The following is a 23,579-nucleotide window of genomic DNA, read 5'->3' on the forward strand; positions in this document are numbered from 1 at the left end:
CTGGGCAGCCTGGCGATCGACGATCGCCGCGCTCGGCACGGCCGACCTGGTGGCGCTCAAGACCGCGGCCATCGCCGGATTGACCACGCAGCAGATGGTGGCGCTGAGCAGCGACCAGCTGCGCACGCTGACTTCCGCGCAGTTCTCTGCGCTCAGCAGCAGGCAGATGGGCGCGCTGTCGAGCGATGCGATCGGCTACCTGCCAGCGGCCAACGTGGCTGCCTGAGTCCGGCCGCCATCGCCGCGCTGAGCCCAGCTGTGGTCGCCCTCCTCACAACGGACCAACTCTACAGTTTGAGTTCACGCCAATTCGCCGCACTCACGACGGACCAGATCGGGGCGGTGGCATCGGGGAACTTGGATGCCTGGGTACGACCCAGCTCAGCGCGCTCACTACGACCCAGCTCACGGCGGTGACGCCGGGCGATCTCGCCGAAGTGTTCGGTTACGACTGGCACCATGGGGCAGCGTTGAGCACCACGATCTTCGCCGCGCTGTCGTCGGCGCAGTTGGGCGGCATCAGTCTCGGCATGGCTTCACCAACGTCACCACCGCGCAGATCGCCGCCTTGCGCACGACAGCCCTGACCGCGCTTGACTGGTGGCGCTTTGAGCGTGCTCACCACCGCGCAGGCGGGCGCCCTGAGCGCGACGCAATTCGAGCAGCCTGTCCACGGAACAAATTTTCTGGTTCACCACGAACGATATCCCGTTCCTGAAAACCCTCCGCCATCGCCGCGCTGACGACCCAGCAGATCGCCACGCTGAGCAGCGCGCAGGTGCGGCGCTGACCACCGCGCAGATCGCCGCGCTGAGCAGCCGCCAGTTCGGCGCGTTGAGCACCGACGGCTTGGCCGGCCTCGACACCGGCGACCTGGGGCGCTGAATCCGGGCGCGATCGGCGTGCTCGGCACCGCCGGCTTCGCCAACCTGACCACGGCCAGCTGTCGGGCCTGGGCACGAGCCAGATCGCCGCGCTGAGCACCGCGCAACTGAACGCGCTCAGCAGCGCGCAGATCCACAGCCTGAACGCCGCCCAGGTCGGCGCGTTCAGCTCGCAGCAGTTCGGCAGCTTGTCGACCACGGAAATCGCCGACCTCGGCTCGGCCACCCTGTCGTCGCTGCGCACCGCCGCGATCGCCGCGCTGGGTTCCGACCAGCTGGCCCGCGCTGGGCCCGGTGCAACTGCTGACCACGGCGCAGATCGCCGCGCTGCGCAGCGCCGCGCTGGCCGGCCTGACCACCGCCGAGACCGTCGCGCTGACGGCCGGCCAGGTCGCCGCCCTGGGCAGCGCCCAGCTGCACGCGCTGAGCACGCAGCCATCGCCGCCCTGGAACCGCTGGACCTGGCCGCGATCCGCACCGCCGCCATCGCCGGCCTGAGCGCGGCTCCAGGTCGGCGTGCTGTCGAGCAGCCAGCTGGCCGCGCTGACGATGGCGCAACCTCGCCATGAACACCGCGCAGCTGGGCGCGCTGTCGTCCGACACCATCGCCGGCTTCCAGCGCCAACCTGGCCGCGCTCGGCACCGCCTACATCGCCGCGCTCAATCCGGCGTCGGTGGCCAACCTGAGCGCGCTGCAATTGTCCAGCCTGACCTCGCGCCAGTTCGCCGTGCTGTCGAGCGACCAGCTGGCCGCGCTGCGCACGGCGCAGGTCGCCGGCCTGGGCGCGCAGCAGATCCTCGGCCTGAGCTCGCGCAACATCGCCGGCCTGTCGAGCGCCGACGTGGCCGCGCTGAACGCCGCCGTGCTGCCGGCGCTGGGCAGCTCGGCGCTGTCCGCGCTGCGCGCCGACCAGCTGGCCGCGCTGGCCAACGATCCGTCCGGCAGCCTGTTCGGCACGCTCGGCACCGCGCAGGTGGCCGTGCTGCGCCCGGCCGCGCTGGCCGGCCTGACCAGCGCCCAGACCGTCGCGCTGAGCACCGCGCAGGCGGCGGCGCTGACCAGCGCCCAGCTGGCCGCGCTGTCCACCAACGATATCGCCGCGCTGGAGACGGCCGACCTGGCCGCGCTCAAGACCGCCGCGCTGGCCGGCCTGAGCGCCCAGCAAATGGCCGCGCTCAACAGCGACCAGGTGACCGCGTTGACCAGCGCCCAGGTGGCCGCCCTGAACAGCGGCCAGATCCTGGCGCTGCGGTCGTCCGCCATCGCCGGCCTGCAGACCAACGACATCGGCGCGCTGGGCACGGCGGTGATCGCCGCGCTGCCGGCCGCCGTGCTGGGCGGCCTGAGCACCGCGCAGGTGGCGGCGCTGGCCACGCGCCAGATCGCCGCGCTGAACACCGACCAGCTGGCCGGCCTGAGCATGCTGCAACTGGCCGCGCTGACCTCGGCCCAGTTGGGCGCCTTCGGTTCGCGCCAGATCGGCGCGCTAGTCCACGGCCGCCGTGGACGCGCTCGATCCGGCCGCGCTGATCGGCCTGAAAACCGCCGCGCTGGCCGCGCTGACCCGGCCCAGCTGGCCCAGCTGGGCAACGACGCGGCCGGCGCCAGCCATATCGACCTGCTGTCCACGCAGCAGATCGCCTCGCTGCGCGGCGCCGTCTTCGCCGGCCTCAGCACGCGCCAGATCGCCGCCCTCAGCACGGCCCAGGCGGCCGCGCCCGGCAGCGCGCAGATCGCCAGCCTGGACACCAACGGCATCGTCGCGCTGGAGGCGGCCGACGTGACCGCCCTGCGCACCGCCGCGCTGACCGGCCTGTCGGCCGACCAGATGCGGGCGCTGACCGCGGCCCAGCTGACCGCGCTGACCAGCCAGCAGCTGGCCGCGCTGAGCAGCCTGCAGCTGGGCGCCTTGTCCAGCCAGACGCTGGCGGGACTGTCGACCGCCAACCTGTCGGGCCTGACCACGGCCGCGATCGGCGCGTTGAGCACCGCGCTGATCGCGCAACTGATGCCGGCCCAGCTGGCGGCCTTGAAATCGCAGCAGGTGGCGGCGCTCAGCAGCGACCAGATCGCCGCGCTGGGCAGCCAGCAGATGGTCGCCTTCAGCTCGGCGCAGCTGGCCGCGCTCGGCACGCGCCAGCTGGCCGGCCTGTCGACCGCCGACCTGGCCGCGCTCGACAGCCGCGGCATCCCCGGCCTGAGCACGGCCATCATCGCGGCGCTGAATTCGGCCCAGCTGGCCGCGCTGGGCGGCGGCGCCGCCAGCGCCCAGTTCGCCTCGCTGCGGACCGCGCAGATCGCCGCGATGAGCACGGCCGCGCTGGCCGGCCTGGGCAGCGCCCAGCTGATCGCCCTGACCACCGGCCAGGCCGCCGCGCTGGGCAGCGGCCAGCTGGCCGCGCTCGGCACCGCGCAGATCGCCGCGCTGGAAAGCGCCGACCTGGCCGCGCTGAAGACCGCCGCGATCGCCGCGCTCGGCTCCGACCAGGTGGCCGCGCTGGCCAACGACGCGGCCGGCGCCAGCCATATCGATGTCTTGACGACGGCGCAGATCGCCGCCCTGCGCAGCACCGGCCTGGCCGGCCTGAGCACGCGCCAGATCGTTGCGCTGAGCACGGCGCAGGCGGCGGCGCTGTCGAGCCAGCAGGTGGCGGCCTTGTCGGCGCCGCAGGTCGCGGCGCTGGAGGCGGCCGACCTGGCCGCGTTGAAGACCGCCGCCCTCGCGGGCCTCGGCAGCACGCAGCTGGCCGCGCTCGGCAGCGCCCAGCCCGGGCGCGCTCACGACCGCGCAGTTCGGCGCCCTGAGCAGCGCGCAGATCGGCGCCCTGAGCAGTCAGACCCTGGTCGGCCTGTCCACCACCAACCTGGCCGCCATGAGCCTGCAGGCGCTGGCCGGCCTGGACGCGGCGCTGCTGTCCAACCTGAGCCAGGCCCAGCTCAACAGCCTGGGCACGCGCCAGGTGGCGGCGTTGCAGAGCCAGCAGATCGCCGCCCTCGGCAGCGCCCAGCTGGGCGGCCTGACGCTGGCGCAGATCGGCGCGCTCGGCTCGCGCCAGGTGGCCGGCCTGTCGGTGGCCGACTTCGGCGCCTTCGACATGCTGCATGTGATGGCGCTCGGCACGGCGGCCATCGCCAGCCTGCGTCCGGAACAACTGGCCGCGCTCGGCACCGACGCGAACGGCTTCCCCGGCCTGTTCGGCACGCTGACCACGGCGCAGGTGGCGGCCATGGGCACGGCCGCGCTGCAAGGCATGACCACCACCCAGATGCTGCTGCTGACCACGGCCCAGGCGGGCGCGCTCGGCAGCGCGCAGCTGGGGGCGCTGTCGCCGACGCTGATGGCGCGCATGGCGGCGGGCGACGTGACGGCCCTGCGCACCGCCGCCATCGCCGGCCTCAAGACGGCCCAGGCGGCCGTGCTGGGCAGCGGCCAGCTGGCGGCGCTCACCACGGCCCAGGCCGGCGTGTTGAACAGCGCCCAGGTGGCCGCGTTGAGTTCGGACGCGCTGACCGGCCTGCGCAGCGCCGCGCTCGGCGCGCTGAGCACCGCGGCGCTGGGCGGCTTGTCCGGCGACGACCTCGGCGCGCTCGGCTCGGCCCAGATGGCCGGCCTGACGACGGCCCAGGTGGCCTCGCTGCGCAGCGCCCAGATCGACGGCCTGGGCACGCAACAGATCGCCGGCTTCAACTCGGCGCAGATCCACGCGCTGGCGTCGCAGCAGCTGGCCCGCCTGTCGGCGGACGACGTGGCGGCGATCCGCTCGGCCAACCTGACCGCGCTGAGCACGTCGGCGCTGGCCGGGCTGACGGCCGCGCAGATGACCGTGCTCGGCAGCGATCCGCAACTGGTCTCCTTGCTGAGCACGGCGCAGATCGCCGCCCTGCGCAGCAGCGCGCTGCAGGGCCTGAGCGCGGCCCAGGCGGCGGCGCTGACCACGGCCCAGGCCGCGACGCTGAGCAGCGCCCAGCTCAGCGGCCTGCAGCTGACGGTGGTGGCGGCGCTGGAAACGGCCGACGTCGCCGCGCTGAAGACCTCGGCCATCGCCGGCCTCAAGACCCAGCAGGTGCTGGCGCTGACGGCCGGCCAGCTGGGCGCGCTGAACACGGCCCAGGTGGCCGCGCTCAACAGCACGCAGCTGAGCATCCTGAACGCCGGCCAGGTGGCGGCGCTGACCACGGCCGATCTGGCCGCGATCAATCCGCTGCTGTTCAACGCCGTCGCGCGCGAGGCCAATCTGCTGGCCAACCTGAGCATCGCCCAGTTGCGCGCGCTCACCACGGCGCAGTTCGCCGCGCTGGGATCGTCCACCATGTCGCAGATCCAGGCGGGCGCGCTGGGCATGCTCACCACCGCCGGCATCGCCGCGCTCAGCACGGCCGCCATCGGCGCGCTGAGCAACGACCAGCTGCTGGCGCTGGACACCGCCCAGATCGCCGCGCTGACCGTGGCGCAGGTGGCGGCCCTGCGGCCGAGCGCAGCCGCTACCGACCAGTTCACCTCGAACCAGATCGTGGCGCTGTCGTCGGCCCAGCTGGGCGCGCTGAGCACCACCATGATCGCCGACCTGACCGGGGCCAACCTGGCCGCCATCGAGACGCGCGACATCCGCGGCCTGAGCACGCGCCAGATCGTCGCGCTGACGCCGGCGCAGATGCAGGCGATGCTGCCGGGCCAGCTGTCGGCGCTGAGCACCACGCAGACCCATGCGATGAATTCGGCCCAGTACAACGGCCTGGACGTCACCCAGCGGGCCGCCTTCAGCCAAGCGCAGAGAGACGCCATGACCTTCGTCACGCCGCTGATGCTGGACCTGGACGGCAACGGCATCACCACGCTGGGGCTGGACGCGGGCGTGCGGTTCGACCTGGCGGCCAGCGGACAGCGGCGCGCCACCGGCTGGGTCGGCCACGGCGACGGCTTGCTGGCGCTGGACCGCAACCACAACGGCGTCATCGACGACGGCAGCGAACTGTTCGGCTCGGCCACCAGGCTGGCCGGCGGCGGCACCGCCGACAACGGCTACCAGGCGCTGGCCGAACTGGACAGCAACCACGACGGCGTGGTCAACGCGCTCGACGCCGGCTACGGCGACCTGCGCGTGTGGGTGGACGCCAACGCCGACGGCGTCAGCCAGGCCGGCGAGCTCAAGACGCTGGCGGACCTGCGCATCACCAGCCTGAACCTGGACGTGCAACGGGGCGGGGCGGTCGACCACGGCAACATCGTCGGCCTGACCTCCAGCTACACCACCGCCGACGGCCGGCAACACGCGGCCGCCGACGTCTGGTTCCAGCAGGGCGTCAGCGCCCAGGTCAGCGGCCTGGCGCAAGCCTTGTCCGCGTTCGGCGCCGAAGCGCGGCAGCCGGCCGGCCTGGATCTCGGCCAGCCGCAGGCCGGCGCGCTGGCGGCCAACGCCGCGCGCATGGCCGACGTGCTGCGCCAGGTGCGCGAGCTGGGCCAGGACGCGGCCGGCGCCCAAGCCGACAGCGATGTGCTGCGCCTGAAGGCGCTGCAAAGCGGCGCCAGCCACGGCGTGCTGGCGGTGCCCAAATAGCCCGCCTGGACACCTCGGGAAAGCCCGCATTGCGCGGGCTTTTTTTGCTGCGCGGGCATAGCATTTCCTCAATGTTTCATCTTCCCCCAACTTTGCGCCTGGACCACTTCATCAAAAAGGAAACGACATGACCTTCGACAGCAGCCTGACCCCGGCGCAGTTTGCCGCCGGCGGCACGCGCCTGATCATCCGGCTCACCACCGCCGACATCCCTCGCATTGGCACGGAGTACATCGCGGCCATGACCACCGCCCAGGCCGGCGTGCTGAGCGCCGCGCAGCTGGGGGCGATGCCGGCCGCCAGCGTCGGCGCCCTGCGGCCGGAAGACTTCGCGGCGCTGCGCGCCAACAACCTGGGCTCGGTCTCGCAATCGAGCGCCTTCATGGCGGCGCTGGCGCCGGAACAGTTGGCGGCGCTGACGGCCACCCAGGCCGGCATGCTCAACGCCAAGGGCATCGGCGGCCTGTCGTCCGAGGCGCTGGCGGCGATCCGCACCAGGCAGGTCAGCCTGCTGGCCAACACCGTGATCGCCGCGCTGCGGCCGGAGCAGGTCCAGGCGCTGGGCACCGGCCAGATCGCCGCGCTCAAGCCCGGCCAGGTGGCGGCCCTGCCGCTGCGGCGCAAGGAGGGCGAGGACTTGTTCAGCGCCGGCCAGATCGCCGCCTTCACCACCCAGCAGATGGCGGCGCTGGGCACCGGCCTGCTGCGGCAACTGAGCGCCACCGAACTGGGCGCGATTGAAACGGCCGACTTCGCCGCGCTGACCTCGCGCCAGATCGGCGTGCTGAGCGTGGATCAGCTGCTGGCGCTGAGCCTGGACCAGCTGCACGCGCTGAACAGCCGCCAGGTGGCCGCGCTGGGCACCGGCCAGATCCAGGCGCTCGACGCCGAACGCCTGCGGGTGCTGGGCGCGGCCGTGATCGGCGCGCTGAGCACGGCGCAGATCCACGCGCTCAAGGCCGAGCAGCTGCACGCGCTGACCAGCGCCCAGTTGCAGACGCTGACCGCGCGCCAGTTCGGTGTGCTGTCGACCGCCGACATCGCGGCGCTGGACGGCAACAGCCTGGCCGCGCTGCGGGTGGCCGTGATGGCCGCGCTCAACTCGGCCCAGCTGGCCGCGCTGGGCGCCGGCGACGACGGCGATTTCGGCCGCTTCTCGACCGCCCAGGTGGCGGCCCTGGGCAGCGCCGCGCTGACCGGCCTGAGCGCGCACCAAGCGTCGCAATTGACCAGCGCCCAGGCCGCCGCGCTGAACGCGGTCCAGCTCGGCGCGCTGAGCACCCAGGCCATCGGCCAGCTCGACGGCGCCGACCTGGCGGCGCTGAAGGCGGCCAGCATCGCGGGCCTCAAGACGCGCCAGATCGCCGCGCTCAACGGCGAGCAGTTCGCCGCGCTCAACACGGCGCAGGTGGCGGTGCTGACGAGCAGCCAGATCAACGCGCTCGACGGCGCGGCCTTCGCCGCCATCGAGACGGCCGACCTGGCCGCGCTGGCCCAGGGCGCGGTCGCCGGCCTGTCGACCCGCCTGCTGGCGGTGCTGGACGCGCAGCGCATCGCCGCGCTGACGGCGCGCCAGGTCGCGGCGCTCGGCTCGGCCAGCCTGAACGCGCTGAGCGCCGAGCAGTTCCAGGCCTTAGCCACGGCGCAGCTGGCCAAGCTGAATCCGGCCGCGGCCGGCGGCCTGTCGATCGCCCATCTGGCCGAGCTGTCGCCCACCGCGCTGGCTGCGCTGCCGGCGGCGATGTTCGGCGTGCTGAACTCGGCGCAGTTCGCCGCGCTGGGCGGCGCCGAGCATCAGATCGGCTCCCTCGGCACGGCGCAGATCGCCCAGCTGAAGCCCGCCGCGCTGGCCGGCATGACGGTCGAGCAGGCCATCGCGCTGACCACCGCGCAGGCGGCCACGCTGAGCGGCGCGCAGATGGCGGCGCTGTCGCTGGCGGCGGTGGCGGCGCTGGAGTCGCAGGACTTCGCGGCGCTGAGCGCGGCCGCCATCTACGGCCTGAGCACCGCCCAGCTGGCGGTGCTGGGCAGCGAGCAGATCCTCGGCCTGACCACGGCCCAGGCGTCCGGCCTGGGCAGCCAGCACATCGCCGCGCTGTCGGGCGAGGTGCTGGCCCAGATGCACACGGCGGAGATCGCCGCGCTGCGCATCACCGCCATCCCCGGCCTGCGCACCGACCAGCTGCAAGCGATGAGCAGCGACCAGATCAACGCGTTCACCGGCGCCCAGGCGTCCATGCTGAGCAGCGCGCAATTCGCCGCGCTGTCGGCCGAGGTGGTGGCCAACCTGCAGCTGAGCGACCTGGCCGCGCTGAACAGCTCGGTGATCGCCGGCCTGTCGCCGGCCAACCTGGCGGCCCTGACCAGCCGCCAGATCGGCGCGCTGGCCGGGCGCCAGGTGGCGGCGCTGACCGCCGCCGCGCTGGCCGGCCTGACGCTGGAACAATTCGCCGGCCTGTCGGTCACGCAGTTCGGCGTGCTGAGCTCGCGCCAGTACCAGGCGCTGCGGGAGGACGAGGTGGCGGCCATCGACACCGCCCACCTGGCGGCGCTGTCGTCGCAGGTGATCGCCAGCCTGAACCCGACGCAGCTGGCGGCCTGGTCGACCACGCAGGTGGGCGCGCTGAGCGCGGCGCAGGCGGCCGCGCTGGTGGCGGCCCAGCTGCGCGGCCTGGGCAGCGACGGCCTGGCGGCCTTGACCACGGCGGCGGTCGGCGCCCTGAACACCGCCGTGATCGCCCAGCTGGTGCCGGAGCAGTTGCACGCGTTCGGCACGGCGCAGATCGCCTCGTTGTCGGTGCGCCAGATCGCGGCGCTGCCGACCGCGCACCTGGCCGGCGTCGACCTGCTGACCACCGATCAGATGGTGGCGCTGACGTCCAGCCAGGTGGCCGCGCTGAGCAAGCCGCTGCTGGCGGCGCTGGGTTCGGACGACCTGGCGGCGATCGAGACGCGCGACCTGCTGGCGCTGGGCAGCGCGCAGCTGGCGGCGCTGTCGACCACGCAGATCGGCGCGTTGACGACGGCGCAGGCGGTGGTGTTCACGACCGCGCAGACGGCCGGCCTGAGCACGGCGCAGCTGGCCGCGCTGGCGGCGGCCAAGCTGCCGCACCCGGCGGCGCAGGCGTCGCCGACGCTGCGCACCCGGGTGGGCGGCATGGTGGAGGCGCTGGCGGCCTTCGGCGCCGCCGGGCAGCAGGCGCAGGCGGCGCAATCGTCCGCGCTGTCGATGCCGGGGCCGTTGAAGGAGGGGGCCGGCATGCTGGCCGCGCCGGATGGCTTGCGTGTGGCTAGCCTGTCGCCGGAAGCGAAGGACTTGCTGGCGGCGCCGCGCAAATAAACGCGGCTCCGGATTGCGGTGTTACCTCAAAGCGGCTGGAACACTCCAGCCGCTTTGTTTTTCTGCACGTTGTCCCACGCGAAGATCTTGCCGTTCATGGCCACGTACACGCCGGGCGGCAGCGTCTGCGCCACGCCGGCCGCGAAGCCCAGGTTGAACATCGCGTCGGAATTGGCGATTTCGTAGGGAATCATGGCGCCGGTCAGCACGATGGTCTGGCCCAGGCCGGCGGGGCCCAGCACGGCGGCGGTCTGCGGCATGGTGTCGGTGCCGTGGATGATGACGATCGCCTTCTCGCTGGCGGCGCGGCACGAGGCCAGGATGCGCGCGCGGTCGGCGTCCACCATGTCCAGCGAATCCATCAGCGGCAACTGTTCCAGCGCCACGTCCACCGTCAGGCGGCAGCGCGCCAGCAGGGCCGGCACATGGCTGTCGGCAAAGCCCAGGGTGCCGTTCAGTTCGTTGTAGTGTTTGTCGAAGGTGCCGCCGGTGGCGAGGATGCGCAGGGTCATGATGAAAGCTCAAGCTGATTAAAATGATCTGCATCATAACCCAAACCGCAAGCTGAAAAGAGTCCCGCCATGGGCTGGAAACTTGGGCATACTATGTCTACACTGGTTTCTTTGTTCGTTTCGATCCCATGAAAGCCCTTGCCCCCGGAACCGTCATTTTCCACCGCCATCGCGGCTACGGCGTCATCACGTCGGTCAACCTGCTGACCGGCTGGATCTCGGCCCGTTTCGGCAGCGAGGCGCGGACGCTGGACCTGAACCTGTCCACCGACGAGGTGCAGTTCGCCGACGGCGAGGCCATCCTGTTCCGCCGCGCGCCGCCCGACCGCATGCCGCACGCGCGCCTGATGGCGCTGGTGCGCGCGCTGCACCAGGCCGGCTACCAGCGGCTGTACCTGTATTCCTGGCCCAAGCCGTCCGGGCTGCACTGGCGCTGGCATTTGTTCACCGGCCAGCGCGACTGGATGCAGCGCTCGTGGCGCGAGGGCTGGTACGGCTCGGGCGCGGACTACAACGTCAATCCGGTGATGGGCTGGGGCGACTCGCCCGGCGCCACCACCGAGGAGCTGGTGCACGCGCTGGCCCGCTTCGACCCGCAGGGCCTGGCGCAGGCGCTGGGCCGCGACGAGGACCACACCGCCTGGTTCGCCAACGTGTGCGACGCGCTGCTGCCGGGCTATATGTACAGCCTGGACATGCAGCGGCCCGACGGCGGCCCGCTGCTTGACATGCCGCCGGTGCCGGTGGTGCCGGTGCGCGCCACCCTGCCGCCGTACGCCGGGCCGGACATCGCCTGGCCGCCCGGCTGGGCCGGGCTGTGGAGCAAGGTGCACGCCATGCCCGCGCCGCGCATCAACCTGACCGGCCTGCCGGAAGTGCCCGAGCAGGCGGATTGACCCCTACCCCGTCATTCCCGCGCAGGCGGGAATCCATGCTGAGCAGACCAGCTAGCGCCCTATGGATTCCCGCCTGCGCGGGAATGACGGTGTTGCGCATAATCCGGGTTGTTGATCTTGTCGCAGCCGCCGGCGGCGAAATCGACGATGTTCTGGAACGCGTGGTGGAAATACAGCTCGTAGCTGTCCCGCTCCACATAGCCCAGGTGCGGCGTGGCCAGCACGGTCGGCATGCGCAGCAGCGGGCTGTCGGCCGCCAGCGGCTCGGACGGGAACACGTCCAGCGCCGCGTAGCCGGGCCGGCCCTGCGGCAGCGCCTGCTCCAGCGCGTCCGGCTGCACCAGCTCGGCGCGGCTGGTGTTGACGAACAGCGCGGTCGGCTTCATGCGCGCCAGGTCCTCGGCGGTGACGATGCCGCGCGTGTCCGGATGCAGCCGCAGGTGCAGGCTCAGCACATCCGATTCCCCGAACAGCGCCTCGCGCGAGGCCGCCGCCGCGTAGCCGTCGGCCACCGCCTTGTCGCGGCTGGACTGGCTGCCCCACACCACCACCTTCATGCCGAAGGCGCGGCCGTAGCCGGCCACCATCTGGCCGATCTTGCCATAGCCCCAGATGCCCAGCGTGCGGCCCTTGAGCACCACGCCCAGCCCGTTCAACTGCGGATTGATGGACGCGGTCTGCCACAAGCCGTCCTTCAAATTGGCGGCGTAGGGCACGATCTTGCGCGCCGCCGCCATGATCAGCGCCCAGGTCAGCTCGGCCGGCGCGGTGGGCGAGCCGACGCCCTCGGCGATCGCGATGCCCAGCTCGGTGGCGGCCTCGACGTCGACGTGGCCGGCCAGCTTGCCGGTCTGCGAAATGAGCTTGAGGTTGGGCAGCTTGGCCAGCAGCGCGCGGTTGAGGGCGGTGCGTTCGCGGATCAGCACCAGCGCGTCGAACGGCGCCAGCCGGATGGCCAGCTGACCCAGCCCGCGGGCCGAGTTGTTGAACACTTTAACGTCGTGTCCACGCAATAAATCAAAGCATCCGAGCGTGGCCGTGGCATTCTGGTAATCGTCGAGAATCGCAATTTTCATGGGAGATAACCGATCTTATAGGGAATTTCGTAGGGAAATAACGGCTTGCAAGAGAACCTGAATAGCTTACTACTTTACTCAACTAATTCTCCTACATTTTTGACTGGAACGGCTATTGACGGGTGTACAATCGCCTCAAAAAACAGGCCTGTCGATCATGAATCCGGGCCGCGCAAGACCGCCGTGACCCCGCCGACCCATTTCGAATGGGCCCCTGAGCGCAAGCCAAAAGCTGACGACGATCCTGCCGCACCGCAGAATTTTAATTAGCATTGGAGGTAGTATGAATCAACCCGTCATGGGTGGCGTTGCAGCACTGCTCAACGTCCCAGCTTACATCAAGCAGCAAAAGTTGATCAACTGGGTGGCCGAGATCGCCGCCCTGACCAAGCCGGCGCGCATCTACTGGTGCGACGGCACGCAGGAAGAATACGACCGCCTGTGCGGCGAGATGGTGGCAGCCGGCACCATGAAAAAGCTGAACCAGGAACTGCGTCCGAATTCCTACCTGGCCTGCTCCGACCCGACCGACGTCGCCCGCGTGGAAGACCGCACCTTCATCTGCTCCAACAGCAAGGAAGAAGCCGGCCCGACCAACAACTGGATGGCCCCGGCCGACATGCGCGCCACGCTCAACCCGCTGTTCGACGGCTGCATGGCCGGCCGCACGATGTACGTGGTGCCGTTCTCGATGGGCCCGCTGGGCTCGCCGATCGCCCACATCGGCGTCGAACTGTCGGACTCGCCATATGTCGCGGTCAACATGCGGATCATGACCCGCATGGGCAAGGCCGTGTACGACGTGCTGGGCACCGACGGCGAGTTCGTGCCGTGCGTGCACACCGTCGGCGCGCCGCTGACCGCCGGCCAGAAGGATGTCGCCTGGCCGTGCAACGCCACCAAATACATCGTGCACTTCCCCGAGACCCGCGAGATCTGGTCCTACGGTTCCGGCTACGGCGGCAACGCGCTGCTGGGCAAGAAGTGCTTCGCGCTGCGCATCGCCTCCAACATGGGCCACCAGGCCGCAGCCGTCGACGGCAAAGGCTGGCTGGCCGAACACATGCTGATCCTCGGCGTCGAATCGCCGGAAGGCAAGAAGCACTACGTCGCGGCCGCCTTCCCATCGGCCTGCGGCAAGACCAACTTCGCCATGCTGATCCCGCCGGCGACCTTCGACGGCTGGAAAGTGACCACCATCGGCGACGACATCGCCTGGATCAAGCCGGGCGCCGACGGCCGCCTGTACGCGATCAACCCGGAAGCGGGCTACTTCGGCGTGGCGCCGGGCACCAACACCCGCACCAACTCCAACTGCATGGCCTCGCTGGGCTCGGACACCATCTTCACCAACGTCGCGCTGACCGACGACGGCGACATCTGGTGGGAAGGCCTGACCAAGGAAGCGCCTGCGCACCTGATCGACTGGCAGGGCAAGGACTGGACGCCGGCCTCCGGCACCAAGGCCGCCCACCCGAACGCCCGCTTCACCGTGGCCGCCACCCAGAACCCGGTGATCGATCCGGCCTGGGACGATCCGGCCGGCGTGCCGATCTCGGCCTTCATCTTCGGCGGCCGCCGCTCGACCACCGTGCCGCTGGTGACCGAGGCGCGCAACTGGGTCGAAGGCGTGTACATGGCTGCGACCATGGGTTCGGAAACCACCGCCGCCGCCGCCGGCCAGATGGGCGTGGTGCGCCGCGATCCGTTCGCGATGCTGCCGTTCATGGGCTACAACATGAGCGACTACTTCCAGCACTGGCTGAACATGGGCGAGCAGCTGGGCAAGCTCAACGCCGCCGCGCTGCCGAAGATCTACTGCGTGAACTGGTTCCGCACCGACGAGCAGGGCCACTTCGTCTGGCCTGGTTTCGGCGACAACATGCGCGTGCTGAAGTGGATGCTGGAACGCATCGAAGGCAAGGCGGGCGGCATCGAGAACATCTTCGGCACCACCCCGCGCTTCGGCGACCTGAAGTGGGACGGCATCCCGTTCTCGCCGGAAGAGTTCGAAACGATCACCTCGATCGACAAGGACGCCTGGCGCGAAGAATTGAAACTGCACGATGAACTGTTCGCCAAACTGGCCTACCATCTGCCGACCGAACTGACCGCCGTCAAGGCTGAGTTGGAGAAGCGCCTGGCACGATAAGCCGGCCGGAGGAGACCGAAAAAAGCCCCGTGTGCGCATGCAATGGCACACGGGGATTTTTTTGCTTGCGATTTCGCACAGGTGTGCTAAAGTTCGGTCCATGGACACCCTGACCGCAAAAAGCGAAGCTACCTTCGCCACCATCATCGACGCCGCGCTGGACATGGCGGCGGCCGAGGGCATCGGCAAGCTGTCGCTGGGCGAGCTGGCCAAGCGCACCGGCATCAGCAAGAGCGGGGTGTTCTCGCGGGTCGGCTCGCTGGAGACCTTGCAGGCCGCCGTGCTGGACGAATATGACCGCCGCTTTGCGCAGCAGGTGTTCCTGCCGGCGCTGCAGCAGCCCAAGGGGCTGCCGCGGCTGCTGGCCATCGTCGGCGCCTGGTCGCAGCGCGCCTGCGACGAGAGCCTGCGCAACGCCTGCCTGTACAGCGCCGGCGCCTTCGAGTTCGACGACCAGGACGGCCCGCTGCGCGACCGCCTGCAGCAGGGCGTGGCGGCCTGGCGCGCCGCGCTGCGCAAGACCATCCTGCAGGCGATGGAGCTGGGTCACCTGCGGCCCGACACCGACGCCGGCCAGCTGGTCTACGAAATCTACAGCCTGATCGTGGGGCTGATCCACGACACCCGTTTCCTGCGCGACGAGCAGGCCAGGCGCCACATGCAGCGCGCCTTCAGCCGGTTGATCTCGACCTACAAAAGCTTCAACGACATGGAATAAACCCTGCCGCAGCCCGTCTGCGGTTTTCTTGAAACTAATTTCGCACACATGTGCGAAAACGGAGCCCGCTATGAAAACCATCCTGTTCCTGGTGCCCCTCGCGCTCTACCTGCTGTGCCGGCCTTTCAGCCGCACGCTCAGGTCGCTGCCAAATAACAACGACGACTTTATGCTGTTTTAAGCCTGCGAATTTGATTACAATCGGCCGATGGAAATCAAAACCGACATGGGCGATCAGGCCCGCTTGCTGGCGCGCATCGAGCAAACCCAACGTCCCGACCTGGTCGTCATGATGGGCTATGGCGACGAGCTGCCGGTGTTCCGGCGCGCCCGCGCGCTGTGGGAGTTTTACGCGACGCACTTCCCCGGCGTCGAAATCATTTTCCCGCGCTGGTCGAGCAAGCTCAGGCGCGGCGAGGTCGTCTCCGAAGGCCGCGACCTGTTGGTCGGTATCGGCGACGGCTTCCAGGGCGATGCCGGCTACAGCAACAGCGGGGTCTGGTCGCAATCCGAGAACGCGCGCTGGATCTACCGGCAGGTGCTGGCGCAGGACTACGTGCTGCGCAACCGCGAAGGGCCGTTCTTCCTGTACCAGACCACGGTGACCTCGGTGATCGATTTCCGCGGTCTGTGCACGGTGCTAGATCAGCTCGACGCCGCCAACTGTTACGCCGGACCGCTGGGCCGGCTCAACGCGCCCGAAGCCTTCAACGGCCTGACCTTCGTCAGCGGCGCCAGCGCGGTGCTGTCGCGCGATGTGCTCGAGCGCATGCGCGAGCGCTACGATCCGCGCCATGTCTTCGCCACCTTGCCCAACGATATCTGGCAGGCCGCCTTGCTGCATGACGTAGCGCGCCAGGCGCTGCCGACCTTCAACCTGGTCAAGCCGCGCGCCGCGCGCGCCGACGCCGGCTACATCACCGCGCTGGTCAAGCACCAGCTGCAGCAGGGCCAATACCACTTCCGCGTCAAGACCGTGGCGCCGGAGGACGCGGCCGGACGGCGCGAAGACATCGATCCCTGGATCATGTTGCGCACCATGGAAGCCATCCTCGAAAGCGAGCATGCGCCGGCGGCCACGCTGGCGCTGGTGGACAAGGTGCGCCGCATGAGCGACGGCGGCGCCGGCGCGCCGGTCGCGCCAGTCCGCGCCGAACCACTGCACACCGGCCATCGCGACTTTCCGCTGTCGGACCTCGAGATTGCGTAGCGCAGGTTTGAATCGCCAACTGATCATCTTCGATTTCGACGGCACGCTGGCCGACACCCTGCCGGTGTTCGTCGACGTGTTCGACCAGGCCGCCGACAAGTACGGCTTCCGGCGCATGGACCGCGACCGCCAGCACGCGCTGCGGCAGCTCGACGCCCGCCAGATGATGGCGCTGCACGAGATCCCGCTGTGGAAGGTGCCGGCCATCGCCACCTTCATGCGCTCGGCGATGGGGCGCAGCGTGGCCGACATCCGCCTGTTCGACGGCATGGCCGAGGTGCTGCGCGCGTTGAAGGCGCGCGGTGTGCTGCTGGCCGTGGTCAGCTCCAACTCGCGCGACAACGTGGTCAACGTGCTGGGACCGGAGCTGGCCGCGCTGTTTTGCCGTTTCGAATGCGGCGCCTCGCTGTTCGGCAAGCTGCCCAAGATCCGCAAGGTGCTGGCCGCCACCGGCGTGGCGCGCGAGCACACGTTGATGATCGGCGACGAGATCCGCGACGCCAAGGTCTCGGCCGAAGCCGGCATCGACTTCGGCGCCGTGGCCTGGGGCTTCAACAACATCGAGGCACTGGTCGCCGAGCGGCCGGCGCGCGTGTTCCGGCAAGTGGACGAACTGCTCGCCTAGGCCGGCGTTGTTAAATTTCGAAACCCCGGTTGGGGAAATTCGTACCTGCGCCGGCGCGGAAAGCAGGTAGTCTTGCGCACTCCCCCGTGCGCGGCACGGCAACCTGGAGAACGATGATGACGCCTTTTCGTGCGATCGCCCTTGCCGCCGTGTGTGCGGCGGCCCTGCCTGCCCATGCCACCCAAGCCACCACCGCGCCGGTAAGCGTGACGGGCGGCGCGATCGCCGGCCTGCGCGACGGCGACATGCGGAGCTACCTCGGCATACCCTACGCCGCGCCGCCGGTGGGCGCCCTGCGCTGGCAGGCGCCGCAGCCGGTGCCGCAGTGGACGGGCGTGCGACAGGCGCGCGAGTTCTCCGCCGCGTGCGCGCAATCCGCGCCCTGGGTCACCAATCCGAAAAGCGAAGACTGCCTCTACCTCAACCTGTGGGCGCCCGCGCACGCGGCCAGGCTGCCGGTCATCGTCTGGATCCACGGCGGCGGCTACTACGGCGGCACGGCCGCGCAGCCGCTGTACGACGGCGCCAACCTGGCCCGGCGCGGCGCCATCGTCGTCACGCTGAACTACCGGCTCGGCATCTTCGGCTTCCTGGCCCATCCGGAGCTGTCGGCGCAATCGCCGGACCATGCCTCCGGCAACCAGGGCATCCAGGACCAGATCGCCGCGCTGCGCTGGGTGCGCGACAACATCGCGGCCTTCGGCGGCGACCCGGCCCGCGTGACCATCGTGGGCGAATCCGCCGGCGGCGAGTCGGTCGCCATCCTGGTGGCGTCGCCGCTGGCGAAGGGCCTGTTCCAGCGCGCCATCGCGGAAAGCGGCAACGACGCCATGCCCATCGAACCCGCCGAAAACGCCCAGTTCGACCGCAAGACCGCCGAGGCGCAAGGCGCGGCCCTGGCGCCGCATCTGGCCGACCTGCGCGCGATGGACGCCGCCGCCTTGCAGAAGCTGCCCTGGTCGCCGCGCACGCTGGTCGACGGCCACGTGCTGCGCGAAGACCTGACCACGATCTACCGCAACCACCGCCAGAACGACGTGCCGCTGCTGGTCGGATGGAACGCCGAGGAGGGCAAGGACCTGGCGCCGGAAATCCTCGGCACCGGCGACTTCACGGCGGCCGGCCACCGTGAACTGGTGGCCAAGCTGGTGGGCCATCCACCGTCGGCCGCGCTGCTGGCCGCCTATCCCGGCGCCACGGACGCCCAGGCCCGCGCCTCCATCGTGCAACTGACCAACGACTGGTGGGGATGGCGCATGACGCACTGGGCGGGGCTGCAGGCGCGCCACGGCCGCTCCAAGGCCTATGCCTACTTCTTCGCCCACCAGCCTGCCGAGCCGGCCACGCCGTGCGGCTACGGCTGCGGCGCCGGCCATGGCGCGGAGATCCCCTACGTGTTCGACAATCTCCACACCGATAAGCGGACGTGGAGCGCGGCGGACCGGCAACTGGCGGCCAGGCTGGCCGACACCTGGGTCGCCTTCGCCCGCACGGGCAGCCCGAACGGCAAGGGCTTGCCGGCCTGGCCGGCCTACGATGGCGGCGCCGCGTCCATCCTGCGCATCGGCGGCGCGGCGCAGCTCCAGGCCCATCCGCTGCCGGACCTGGGCGAGACCGGACCGCTGCGCAGGGACTAGCTGGTCGGCCTGTCGTGCCGATCCGCGAAAAATGCATTCCATGACCGTGTTTTAACATTCCGTCTCAATCCGCGCGCCCGGCGCGGCGGGGCGGCATACAGTGCATGTTCAACATTTTTCCGATAGGCCTCTAGACATGACAACTGCAACCACCCGTATCGGCGTCGCCAGCGCCCTGTTGTTTTCCCTGATCCTGGGCGTGGCCCATGCCGACACCCCGGCACCCGACCTGGCCGGCCGCCGCGAGGCGCTGAACTCCCTGATCAAGGAACAGTGGGAATACACGATGCGCTCCAGCCCGGAATGGGCGTCGCTGCTGGGCGACAAGCGCTACAACGACAAATGGTCGGACTTCTCGCAGGCCGGCATCGACGCCGACCTCAAGATGAGCGCCGACTTCCTCAAGCGCTTCGAGGCGATCGACACCACCGGCTTCCCGCTGCAGGAACAGCTGAACCGCGACCTGATGGTGCGCCAGCTGCGCCAGAACGTCGAAGGCGGCCGCTTCAAGGAATGGGAGATGCCGCTGGCGCAGAACTCCGGCATCCACATCGACACGCCGCAGCTGGTGTCGGCGCTGCCGTTCGAGACCGTCAAGGACTACGAGGACTACATCGCCCGCCTGCACGCGCTGCCCAAGCTGTTCGACGAGACCCGCGTGCAGATGGAGCACGGCGTGCACGACAAGCTGATGCCGCCGAAATTCCTGATCCCGAAAATCGTCAAGCAGTGCGAGGACGTGGCGGCCATGAAGCCGGCCGATTCGCCGTTCGCCGAACCGCTGAAAAAATTCCCGAAAGAGTTCTCGGCCGCCGACAAGGCCCGCCTGAGCAAGGAGGTGCTGGCGGCGGTGCGGACGGACGTGATCCCGGCCTACAAGAAGCTGGCGGTCTACACCAAGACCAGGTACGCGCCGTACGGCCGCACCGACGTCGGCATGTGGTCGCTGCCGGACGGCGCGGCGCGCTACTCCTACAAGGCCAAGTCCTCGACCACCACCGACATGTCGCCGGAGGAGATCCATCAACTGGGCCTGTCCGAGGTCAAGCGTATCGAAGGACAGATGCTGGCGACCGCGCAGAAGCTGGGCTACCAGGACCTGAAGAGCTTCAACAAAGCGGTGGCCGCCAAGCCGGAGCTGCATCCGAAATCGCGCCAGGAGATCATCGACCTGTACCAGAAATACACGGACCAGATGTACACCCAGCTGTCGCAGCAGTTCGGCGTGCTGCCGAAGGGTAAGGTGGAGATCAAGCCGGTCGAGGAGTTCCGCGAGAAGGGCGCGTCCGCCGCGGCCTACATGCCCGGTTCGCCGGACGGCAAGCGGGCCGGCCGCGTGATGGTCAACACCGGCGACTTCGCCCACCGCTCGACCATCGACATCGAGACCACGGCGCTGCACGAAGGCGTGCCGGGCCACCACATGCAGCTGACCATCGCGCAGGAGATCGAAGGCTTGCCGACCTTCCGCCAGCAGGGCAACTACACCGCCTACGCCGAAGGCTGGGCGCTGTACTCGGAGCGGCTGGGCGAGGAGTTGGGCTTCTACAAGGATCCGTACAGCTACTACGGCCACCTGCAGGACGAGATGCTGCGCGCGATCCGCCTGGTGGTGGACACCGGCCTGCACTACAAGAAGTGGAACCGCCAGCAGGTGGTGGACTTCTTCCACGACCACTCGGGCATCGAGGAGGTGGAAGTGCAGAGCGAGACCGACCGCTACATCGTGTGGCCGGGCCAGGCGCTGGGCTACAAGATCGGCCAGCTGAAGATCCTTGAGCTGCGCGACTACGCCCGCAAGGAGCTGGGCAGCGGCTTCGACATCCGCACCTTCCACGACCAGGTGCTGGGCGCGGGCGCGTTGCCGATGGACGTGCTGGAGTCGCACATCAAGGACTGGGTGGGCGCGGAGAAGCAGAAGCAAACCCGCGTCACCGCGCAGTAAGCGCACCCGTCATTCCCGCGTACGCGGGAATCCATACGCCGCATGGTCAGAGGCGTTGCATGGATTCCCGCCTGCGCGGGAATGACAAATTTGCGACGGCGGCTTACTTCAGCAGCGGCACCAGGTACTTGCCGGTCACGCTGGCCGGGTTGGCCGCCACTTCCTCCGGCGTGCCGGCGGCGATGATCTTGCCGCCGCCCGCGCCGCCTTCCGGTCCCAGGTCGACGATCCAGTCGGCCGTCTTGATCACGTCCAGGTTGTGCTCGATGATGACCAGCGTGTTGCCCTGGTCGCGCAGGCGGTGGATCACCTTCAGCAGCAGGTCGATGTCGTGGAAGTGCAGGCCGGTGGTCGGCTCGTCCAGGATGTACAGCGTGCGGCCGGTGTCGCGCTTGGACAGCTCCAGCGACAGCTTGACGCGCTGCGCCTCGCCGCCCGACAAGGTGGTGGCGCTCTGGCCCAGCTTGATGTAGCCCAGGCCCACGTCCAGCAGCGTGTGCAGCTTGCGCGCGATCAGCGGCACCGGCTTGAAGAACTCGTGCGCGTCCTCCACCGTCATGTCGAGGATCTCGGTGATGTTCTTGCCCTTGTACTGCACTTCCAGCGTCTCGCGGTTGTAGCGCTTGCCGTGGCAGACGTCGCACGGCACGTACACGTCCGGCAGGAAGTGCATCTCGACCTTGATCACGCCGTCGCCCTGGCAGGCCTCGCAGCGGCCGCCCTTGACGTTGAACGAGAAGCGCCCGGCGCTGTAGCCGCGCTCCTTGGCGGTCGGCACGGTGGCGAACAGGTCGCGGATCGGCGTGAACAGGCCGGTGTAGGTGGCCGGGTTCGAGCGCGGCGTGCGGCCGATCGGCGCCTGGTCGACCGCGATCACCTTGTCGAAGTGCTCCAGGCCGCTGATGGCGTCGTGCGGCGACGGCTCGGTCTGCGAGCCGTACAGGTGGCGCGACAGGGCCGGGTACAGCGTGTCGTTGATCAGCGAGGACTTGCCGGAGCCGGACACGCCGGTCACGCAGGTCATCAGGCCGACCGGCAGGTGCAGGTTGACCTTCTTCAGGTTGTTGCCGGTGGCGCCGGTGATCACCAGCTGCTTGTCCGGATCGGCCACGTGGCGTTTCTTCGGCACGGCGATCTTCAGCGTGCCCTTCAGGTACTGGGCCGTCAGCGAATTCTTGTTCTTCAGGATGTCCTGCAAGGTGCCCTGGGCGATGATGTCGCCGCCGTGCACGCCGGCGCCCTTGCCCATGTCGACGATGTAGTCGGCGGTGCGGATCGCGTCCTCGTCGTGCTCGACCACCAGCACGCTGTTGCCGATGTCGCGCAGGTGCTTGAGCGTTTCGATCAGGCGGTCGTTGTCGCGCTGGTGCAGGCCGATCGACGGCTCGTCGAGCACGTACATCACGCCGGTCAGGCCGGAGCCGATCTGCGAGGCCAGGCGGATGCGCTGCGCCTCGCCGCCGGACAGCGTGTCGGCGCTGCGGTCCAGCGACAGGTAGTCGAGGCCGACGTTGTTGAGGAACTGCAGGCGCGAGATGATTTCCTTGACCACGCGGTCGGCGATCTCTTTTTTCGCGCCCTTCAGTTTGAGCTGCTCGAAGAAGGACAGCGTGTCGCGCAAAGGCTTCTCGGCGATCTCGTAGATCGCCTTTTCTTGCTTGCCTGTGCCGACCTTGACGTAGCGCGCCTCGACGCGCAGCCGCGCGCCGTCGCACGACGGGCACTTCTTCTCGTTGATGAACTTGGCCAGCTCCTCCTTGACCGCCATCGAGTCGGTCTCGCGGTAGCGGCGCGCCAGATTGGTGACCACGCCCTCGAAGGCGTGCTCCTTGACCACGGTGCGGCCGCGCTCGTTGACGTAGGTGAACGGGATCTGCGTCTTGCCCGAGCCGTGCAGGATCACTTCCTGCGCGGTCTTGGGCAGCTGCTCGTACGGCAGGTCCAGGTCGAACTCGTAGTAGGCCGCCAGGTTGGACAGCATCTGGAAGTAGAACTGGTTGCGGCGGTCCCAGCCCTTGACCGCGCCCGAGGCCAGCGACAGGTTCGGGAAGGCGACGATGCGCTTGGGATCGAAGAACTCGATGTGGCCGAGGCCGTCGCATTCGGGGCAGGCGCCCATCGGGTTGTTGAACGAGAACAGGCGCGGTTCCAGCTCCTGCAGCGAATAGCCGCACTCGTTGCAGGCGAACTTGTTGGAGAATACCTGTTCGGCGCCGCTATCCATCTCCAGCGCGACGGCGCGGCCGTCGGCCAGGCGCAGCGCGGTCTCGAAGCTCTCGGCCAGGCGCTGCTTGATGTCGGCGCTGACCTTGACGCGGTCGATCACCACGTCGATGGTGTGCTTCTCGGTTTTCTTCAGCTTGGGCAGGTCGTCCACCTCGTAGATCTTGGCGTCGTGGGTGCCGCTCTGCACGCGGAAGCGCACGAAGCCCTGCGCCTGCATCTGCTCGAACAGGTCGGAGTGCTCGCCCTTGCGGTTGGCCACCACCGGCGCCAGGATCATCAGCTTGGTGCCTTCCGGCATGGCCAGCACGGCGTCGACCATTTGCGACACGGTCTGCGCGGCCAGCGCGTGGTCCGGGTGGTTGATGCAGTACGGCGTGCCGACCCGCGCGTACAGCAGGCGCAGGTAGTCGTGGATCTCGGTCACGGTGCCCACCGTCGAGCGCGGATTGTGCGAGGTGGCCTTCTGCTCGATCGAGATGGCCGGCGACAGGCCCTCGATCAGGTCGACGTCCGGCTTTTCCATCAGCTGCAGGAACTGGCGGGCGTAGGCCGACAGCGATTCCACGTAGCGGCGCTGGCCCTCGGCGTACAGCGTGTCGAACGCCAGCGAGGACTTGCCGGAGCCGGACAGGCCGGTGATCACGATGAGCTTGTTGCGCGGGAGGTCGAGGTTGATGTTCTTGAGGTTGTGCGTGCGTGCGCCGCGGATGCGGATCTGTTCCATGGATTTTTTGCCTTTCGGGTCAACCCGCTACTATAGCTGGGTTTGAATATATGCGCCGACCTTGCGCCAGATCGAACT

At 69.3% G+C, this 23,579-nt stretch carries 16 protein-coding genes and 2 pseudogenes; 15 read left to right on the top strand and 3 right to left on the bottom strand.

The window, feature by feature from the left end; genetic code table 11:
- The first annotated feature begins 49 nt into the window (after window positions 1–49).
- From HUX88_RS32305 to HUX88_RS13545, 8 genes and pseudogenes are all read left to right on the top strand, one after another.
- Window positions 50–226: a hypothetical protein gene (locus tag HUX88_RS32305; RefSeq protein WP_373886793.1), complete on the top strand. Its 177-nt coding sequence runs from the start codon at window positions 50–52 to the stop codon at window positions 224–226.
- Window positions 227–739: 513 nt separating this feature from the next.
- Entirely contained in the window at window positions 740–790 is a 51-nt protein-coding gene (locus tag HUX88_RS32310) for a hypothetical protein (protein WP_229219340.1), read from the top strand.
- 20 nt (window positions 791–810) lie between these two features.
- Entirely contained in the window at window positions 811–885 is a 75-nt protein-coding gene (locus HUX88_RS32315; protein ID WP_229219341.1) for a hypothetical protein, read from the top strand.
- A gap of 91 nt (window positions 886–976) precedes the next feature.
- Window positions 977–1,036, top strand: a pseudogene (locus HUX88_RS32320) (hypothetical protein); the annotation flags it as partial.
- Between the two features lie 142 nt (window positions 1,037–1,178).
- Window positions 1,179–1,382 carry a hypothetical protein gene (locus tag HUX88_RS32325; protein ID WP_229219330.1) on the top strand — a complete coding sequence of 68 codons (204 nt, stop codon included), beginning with the start codon at window positions 1,179–1,181 and terminating at the stop codon, window positions 1,380–1,382.
- Between the two features lie 365 nt (window positions 1,383–1,747).
- A pseudogene (locus HUX88_RS32330) lies at window positions 1,748–3,607 on the top strand (hypothetical protein); the annotation flags it as partial.
- A 151-nt stretch (window positions 3,608–3,758) separates the two neighbouring features.
- Complete coding sequence (locus HUX88_RS32335; RefSeq protein ID WP_229219331.1) at window positions 3,759–6,440, top strand: hypothetical protein; 2,682 nt, start codon at window positions 3,759–3,761, stop codon at window positions 6,438–6,440.
- Between the two features lie 127 nt (window positions 6,441–6,567).
- Window positions 6,568–9,780: a hypothetical protein gene (locus HUX88_RS13545; RefSeq protein WP_176362098.1), complete on the top strand. Its 3,213-nt coding sequence runs from the start codon at window positions 6,568–6,570 to the stop codon at window positions 9,778–9,780.
- Between the two features lie 26 nt (window positions 9,781–9,806).
- Here the strand turns inward: HUX88_RS13545 and HUX88_RS13550 are convergent, their stop codons facing one another.
- Window positions 9,807–10,292: an asparaginase domain-containing protein gene (locus tag HUX88_RS13550; RefSeq protein WP_176362099.1), complete on the bottom strand. Its 486-nt coding sequence runs from the start codon at window positions 10,290–10,292 to the stop codon at window positions 9,807–9,809.
- A 128-nt stretch (window positions 10,293–10,420) separates the two neighbouring features.
- Between HUX88_RS13550 and HUX88_RS13555 the strand changes: the two genes are divergently transcribed.
- A complete protein-coding gene (locus HUX88_RS13555) occupies window positions 10,421–11,188 on the top strand; it encodes an L-asparaginase (protein WP_176362100.1) in 768 nt (255 codons plus the stop codon).
- 59 nt (window positions 11,189–11,247) lie between these two features.
- Here the strand turns inward: HUX88_RS13555 and HUX88_RS13560 are convergent, their stop codons facing one another.
- Window positions 11,248–12,264 (bottom strand): D-2-hydroxyacid dehydrogenase family protein, encoded by a 1,017-nt coding sequence (locus HUX88_RS13560; RefSeq protein WP_176362101.1) that lies wholly within the window; start codon window positions 12,262–12,264, stop codon window positions 11,248–11,250.
- 283 nt (window positions 12,265–12,547) lie between these two features.
- Between HUX88_RS13560 and HUX88_RS13565 the strand changes: the two genes are divergently transcribed.
- From HUX88_RS13565 to HUX88_RS13590, 6 genes are all read left to right on the top strand, one after another.
- Entirely contained in the window at window positions 12,548–14,416 is a 1,869-nt protein-coding gene (locus HUX88_RS13565) for a phosphoenolpyruvate carboxykinase (GTP) (protein ID WP_117015397.1), read from the top strand.
- A 100-nt stretch (window positions 14,417–14,516) separates the two neighbouring features.
- A complete protein-coding gene (locus HUX88_RS13570) occupies window positions 14,517–15,134 on the top strand; it encodes a TetR/AcrR family transcriptional regulator (protein WP_117015396.1) in 618 nt (205 codons plus the stop codon).
- 208 nt (window positions 15,135–15,342) lie between these two features.
- Window positions 15,343–16,344, top strand: a complete 1,002-nt coding sequence (locus tag HUX88_RS13575) for a hypothetical protein (RefSeq protein WP_117015395.1) — start codon at window positions 15,343–15,345, stop codon at window positions 16,342–16,344.
- Window positions 16,345–16,351: 7 nt separating this feature from the next.
- Window positions 16,352–16,969, top strand: a complete 618-nt coding sequence (locus tag HUX88_RS13580; protein ID WP_117015394.1) for an HAD hydrolase-like protein — start codon at window positions 16,352–16,354, stop codon at window positions 16,967–16,969.
- Between the two features lie 116 nt (window positions 16,970–17,085).
- Window positions 17,086–18,606, top strand: a complete 1,521-nt coding sequence (locus tag HUX88_RS13585) for a carboxylesterase/lipase family protein (protein ID WP_176362159.1) — start codon at window positions 17,086–17,088, stop codon at window positions 18,604–18,606.
- A 136-nt stretch (window positions 18,607–18,742) separates the two neighbouring features.
- Entirely contained in the window at window positions 18,743–20,551 is a 1,809-nt protein-coding gene (locus tag HUX88_RS13590) for a DUF885 family protein (RefSeq protein WP_176362102.1), read from the top strand.
- Window positions 20,552–20,654: 103 nt separating this feature from the next.
- Here the strand turns inward: HUX88_RS13590 and uvrA are convergent, their stop codons facing one another.
- Complete coding sequence (uvrA, locus tag HUX88_RS13595) at window positions 20,655–23,501, bottom strand: excinuclease ABC subunit UvrA (RefSeq protein WP_117015391.1); 2,847 nt, start codon at window positions 23,499–23,501, stop codon at window positions 20,655–20,657.
- Window positions 23,502–23,579 lie beyond the last annotated feature (78 nt).

Origin of the sequence: Duganella sp. BJB1802 (assembly GCF_013369445.1) — a bacterium.
GTDB lineage: Bacteria > Pseudomonadota > Gammaproteobacteria > Burkholderiales > Burkholderiaceae_D > Rugamonas > Rugamonas vulcania_A.

Bases quoted from the DNA above. Each gene is read 5' to 3' on its own strand.
- HUX88_RS32335 (WP_229219331.1), top strand. From the start codon at position 3,759: ATGAGCCTGCAGGCGCTGGCCGGCCTGGACGCGGCGCTGCTGTCCAAC.
- HUX88_RS13545 (WP_176362098.1), top strand. From the start codon at position 6,568: ATGACCTTCGACAGCAGCCTGACCCCGGCGCAGTTTGCCGCCGGCGGC.
- HUX88_RS13550 (WP_176362099.1), bottom strand. From the start codon at position 10,292: ATGACCCTGCGCATCCTCGCCACCGGCGGCACCTTCGACAAACACTAC.
- HUX88_RS13555 (WP_176362100.1), top strand. From the start codon at position 10,421: ATGAAAGCCCTTGCCCCCGGAACCGTCATTTTCCACCGCCATCGCGGC.
- HUX88_RS13560 (WP_176362101.1), bottom strand. From the start codon at position 12,264: ATGAAAATTGCGATTCTCGACGATTACCAGAATGCCACGGCCACGCTC.
- HUX88_RS13565 (WP_117015397.1), top strand. From the start codon at position 12,548: ATGAATCAACCCGTCATGGGTGGCGTTGCAGCACTGCTCAACGTCCCA.
- HUX88_RS13570 (WP_117015396.1), top strand. From the start codon at position 14,517: ATGGACACCCTGACCGCAAAAAGCGAAGCTACCTTCGCCACCATCATC.
- HUX88_RS13575 (WP_117015395.1), top strand. From the start codon at position 15,343: ATGGAAATCAAAACCGACATGGGCGATCAGGCCCGCTTGCTGGCGCGC.
- HUX88_RS13585 (WP_176362159.1), top strand. From the start codon at position 17,086: ATGACGCCTTTTCGTGCGATCGCCCTTGCCGCCGTGTGTGCGGCGGCC.
- HUX88_RS13590 (WP_176362102.1), top strand. From the start codon at position 18,743: ATGACAACTGCAACCACCCGTATCGGCGTCGCCAGCGCCCTGTTGTTT.
- uvrA (WP_117015391.1), bottom strand. From the start codon at position 23,501: ATGGAACAGATCCGCATCCGCGGCGCACGCACGCACAACCTCAAGAAC.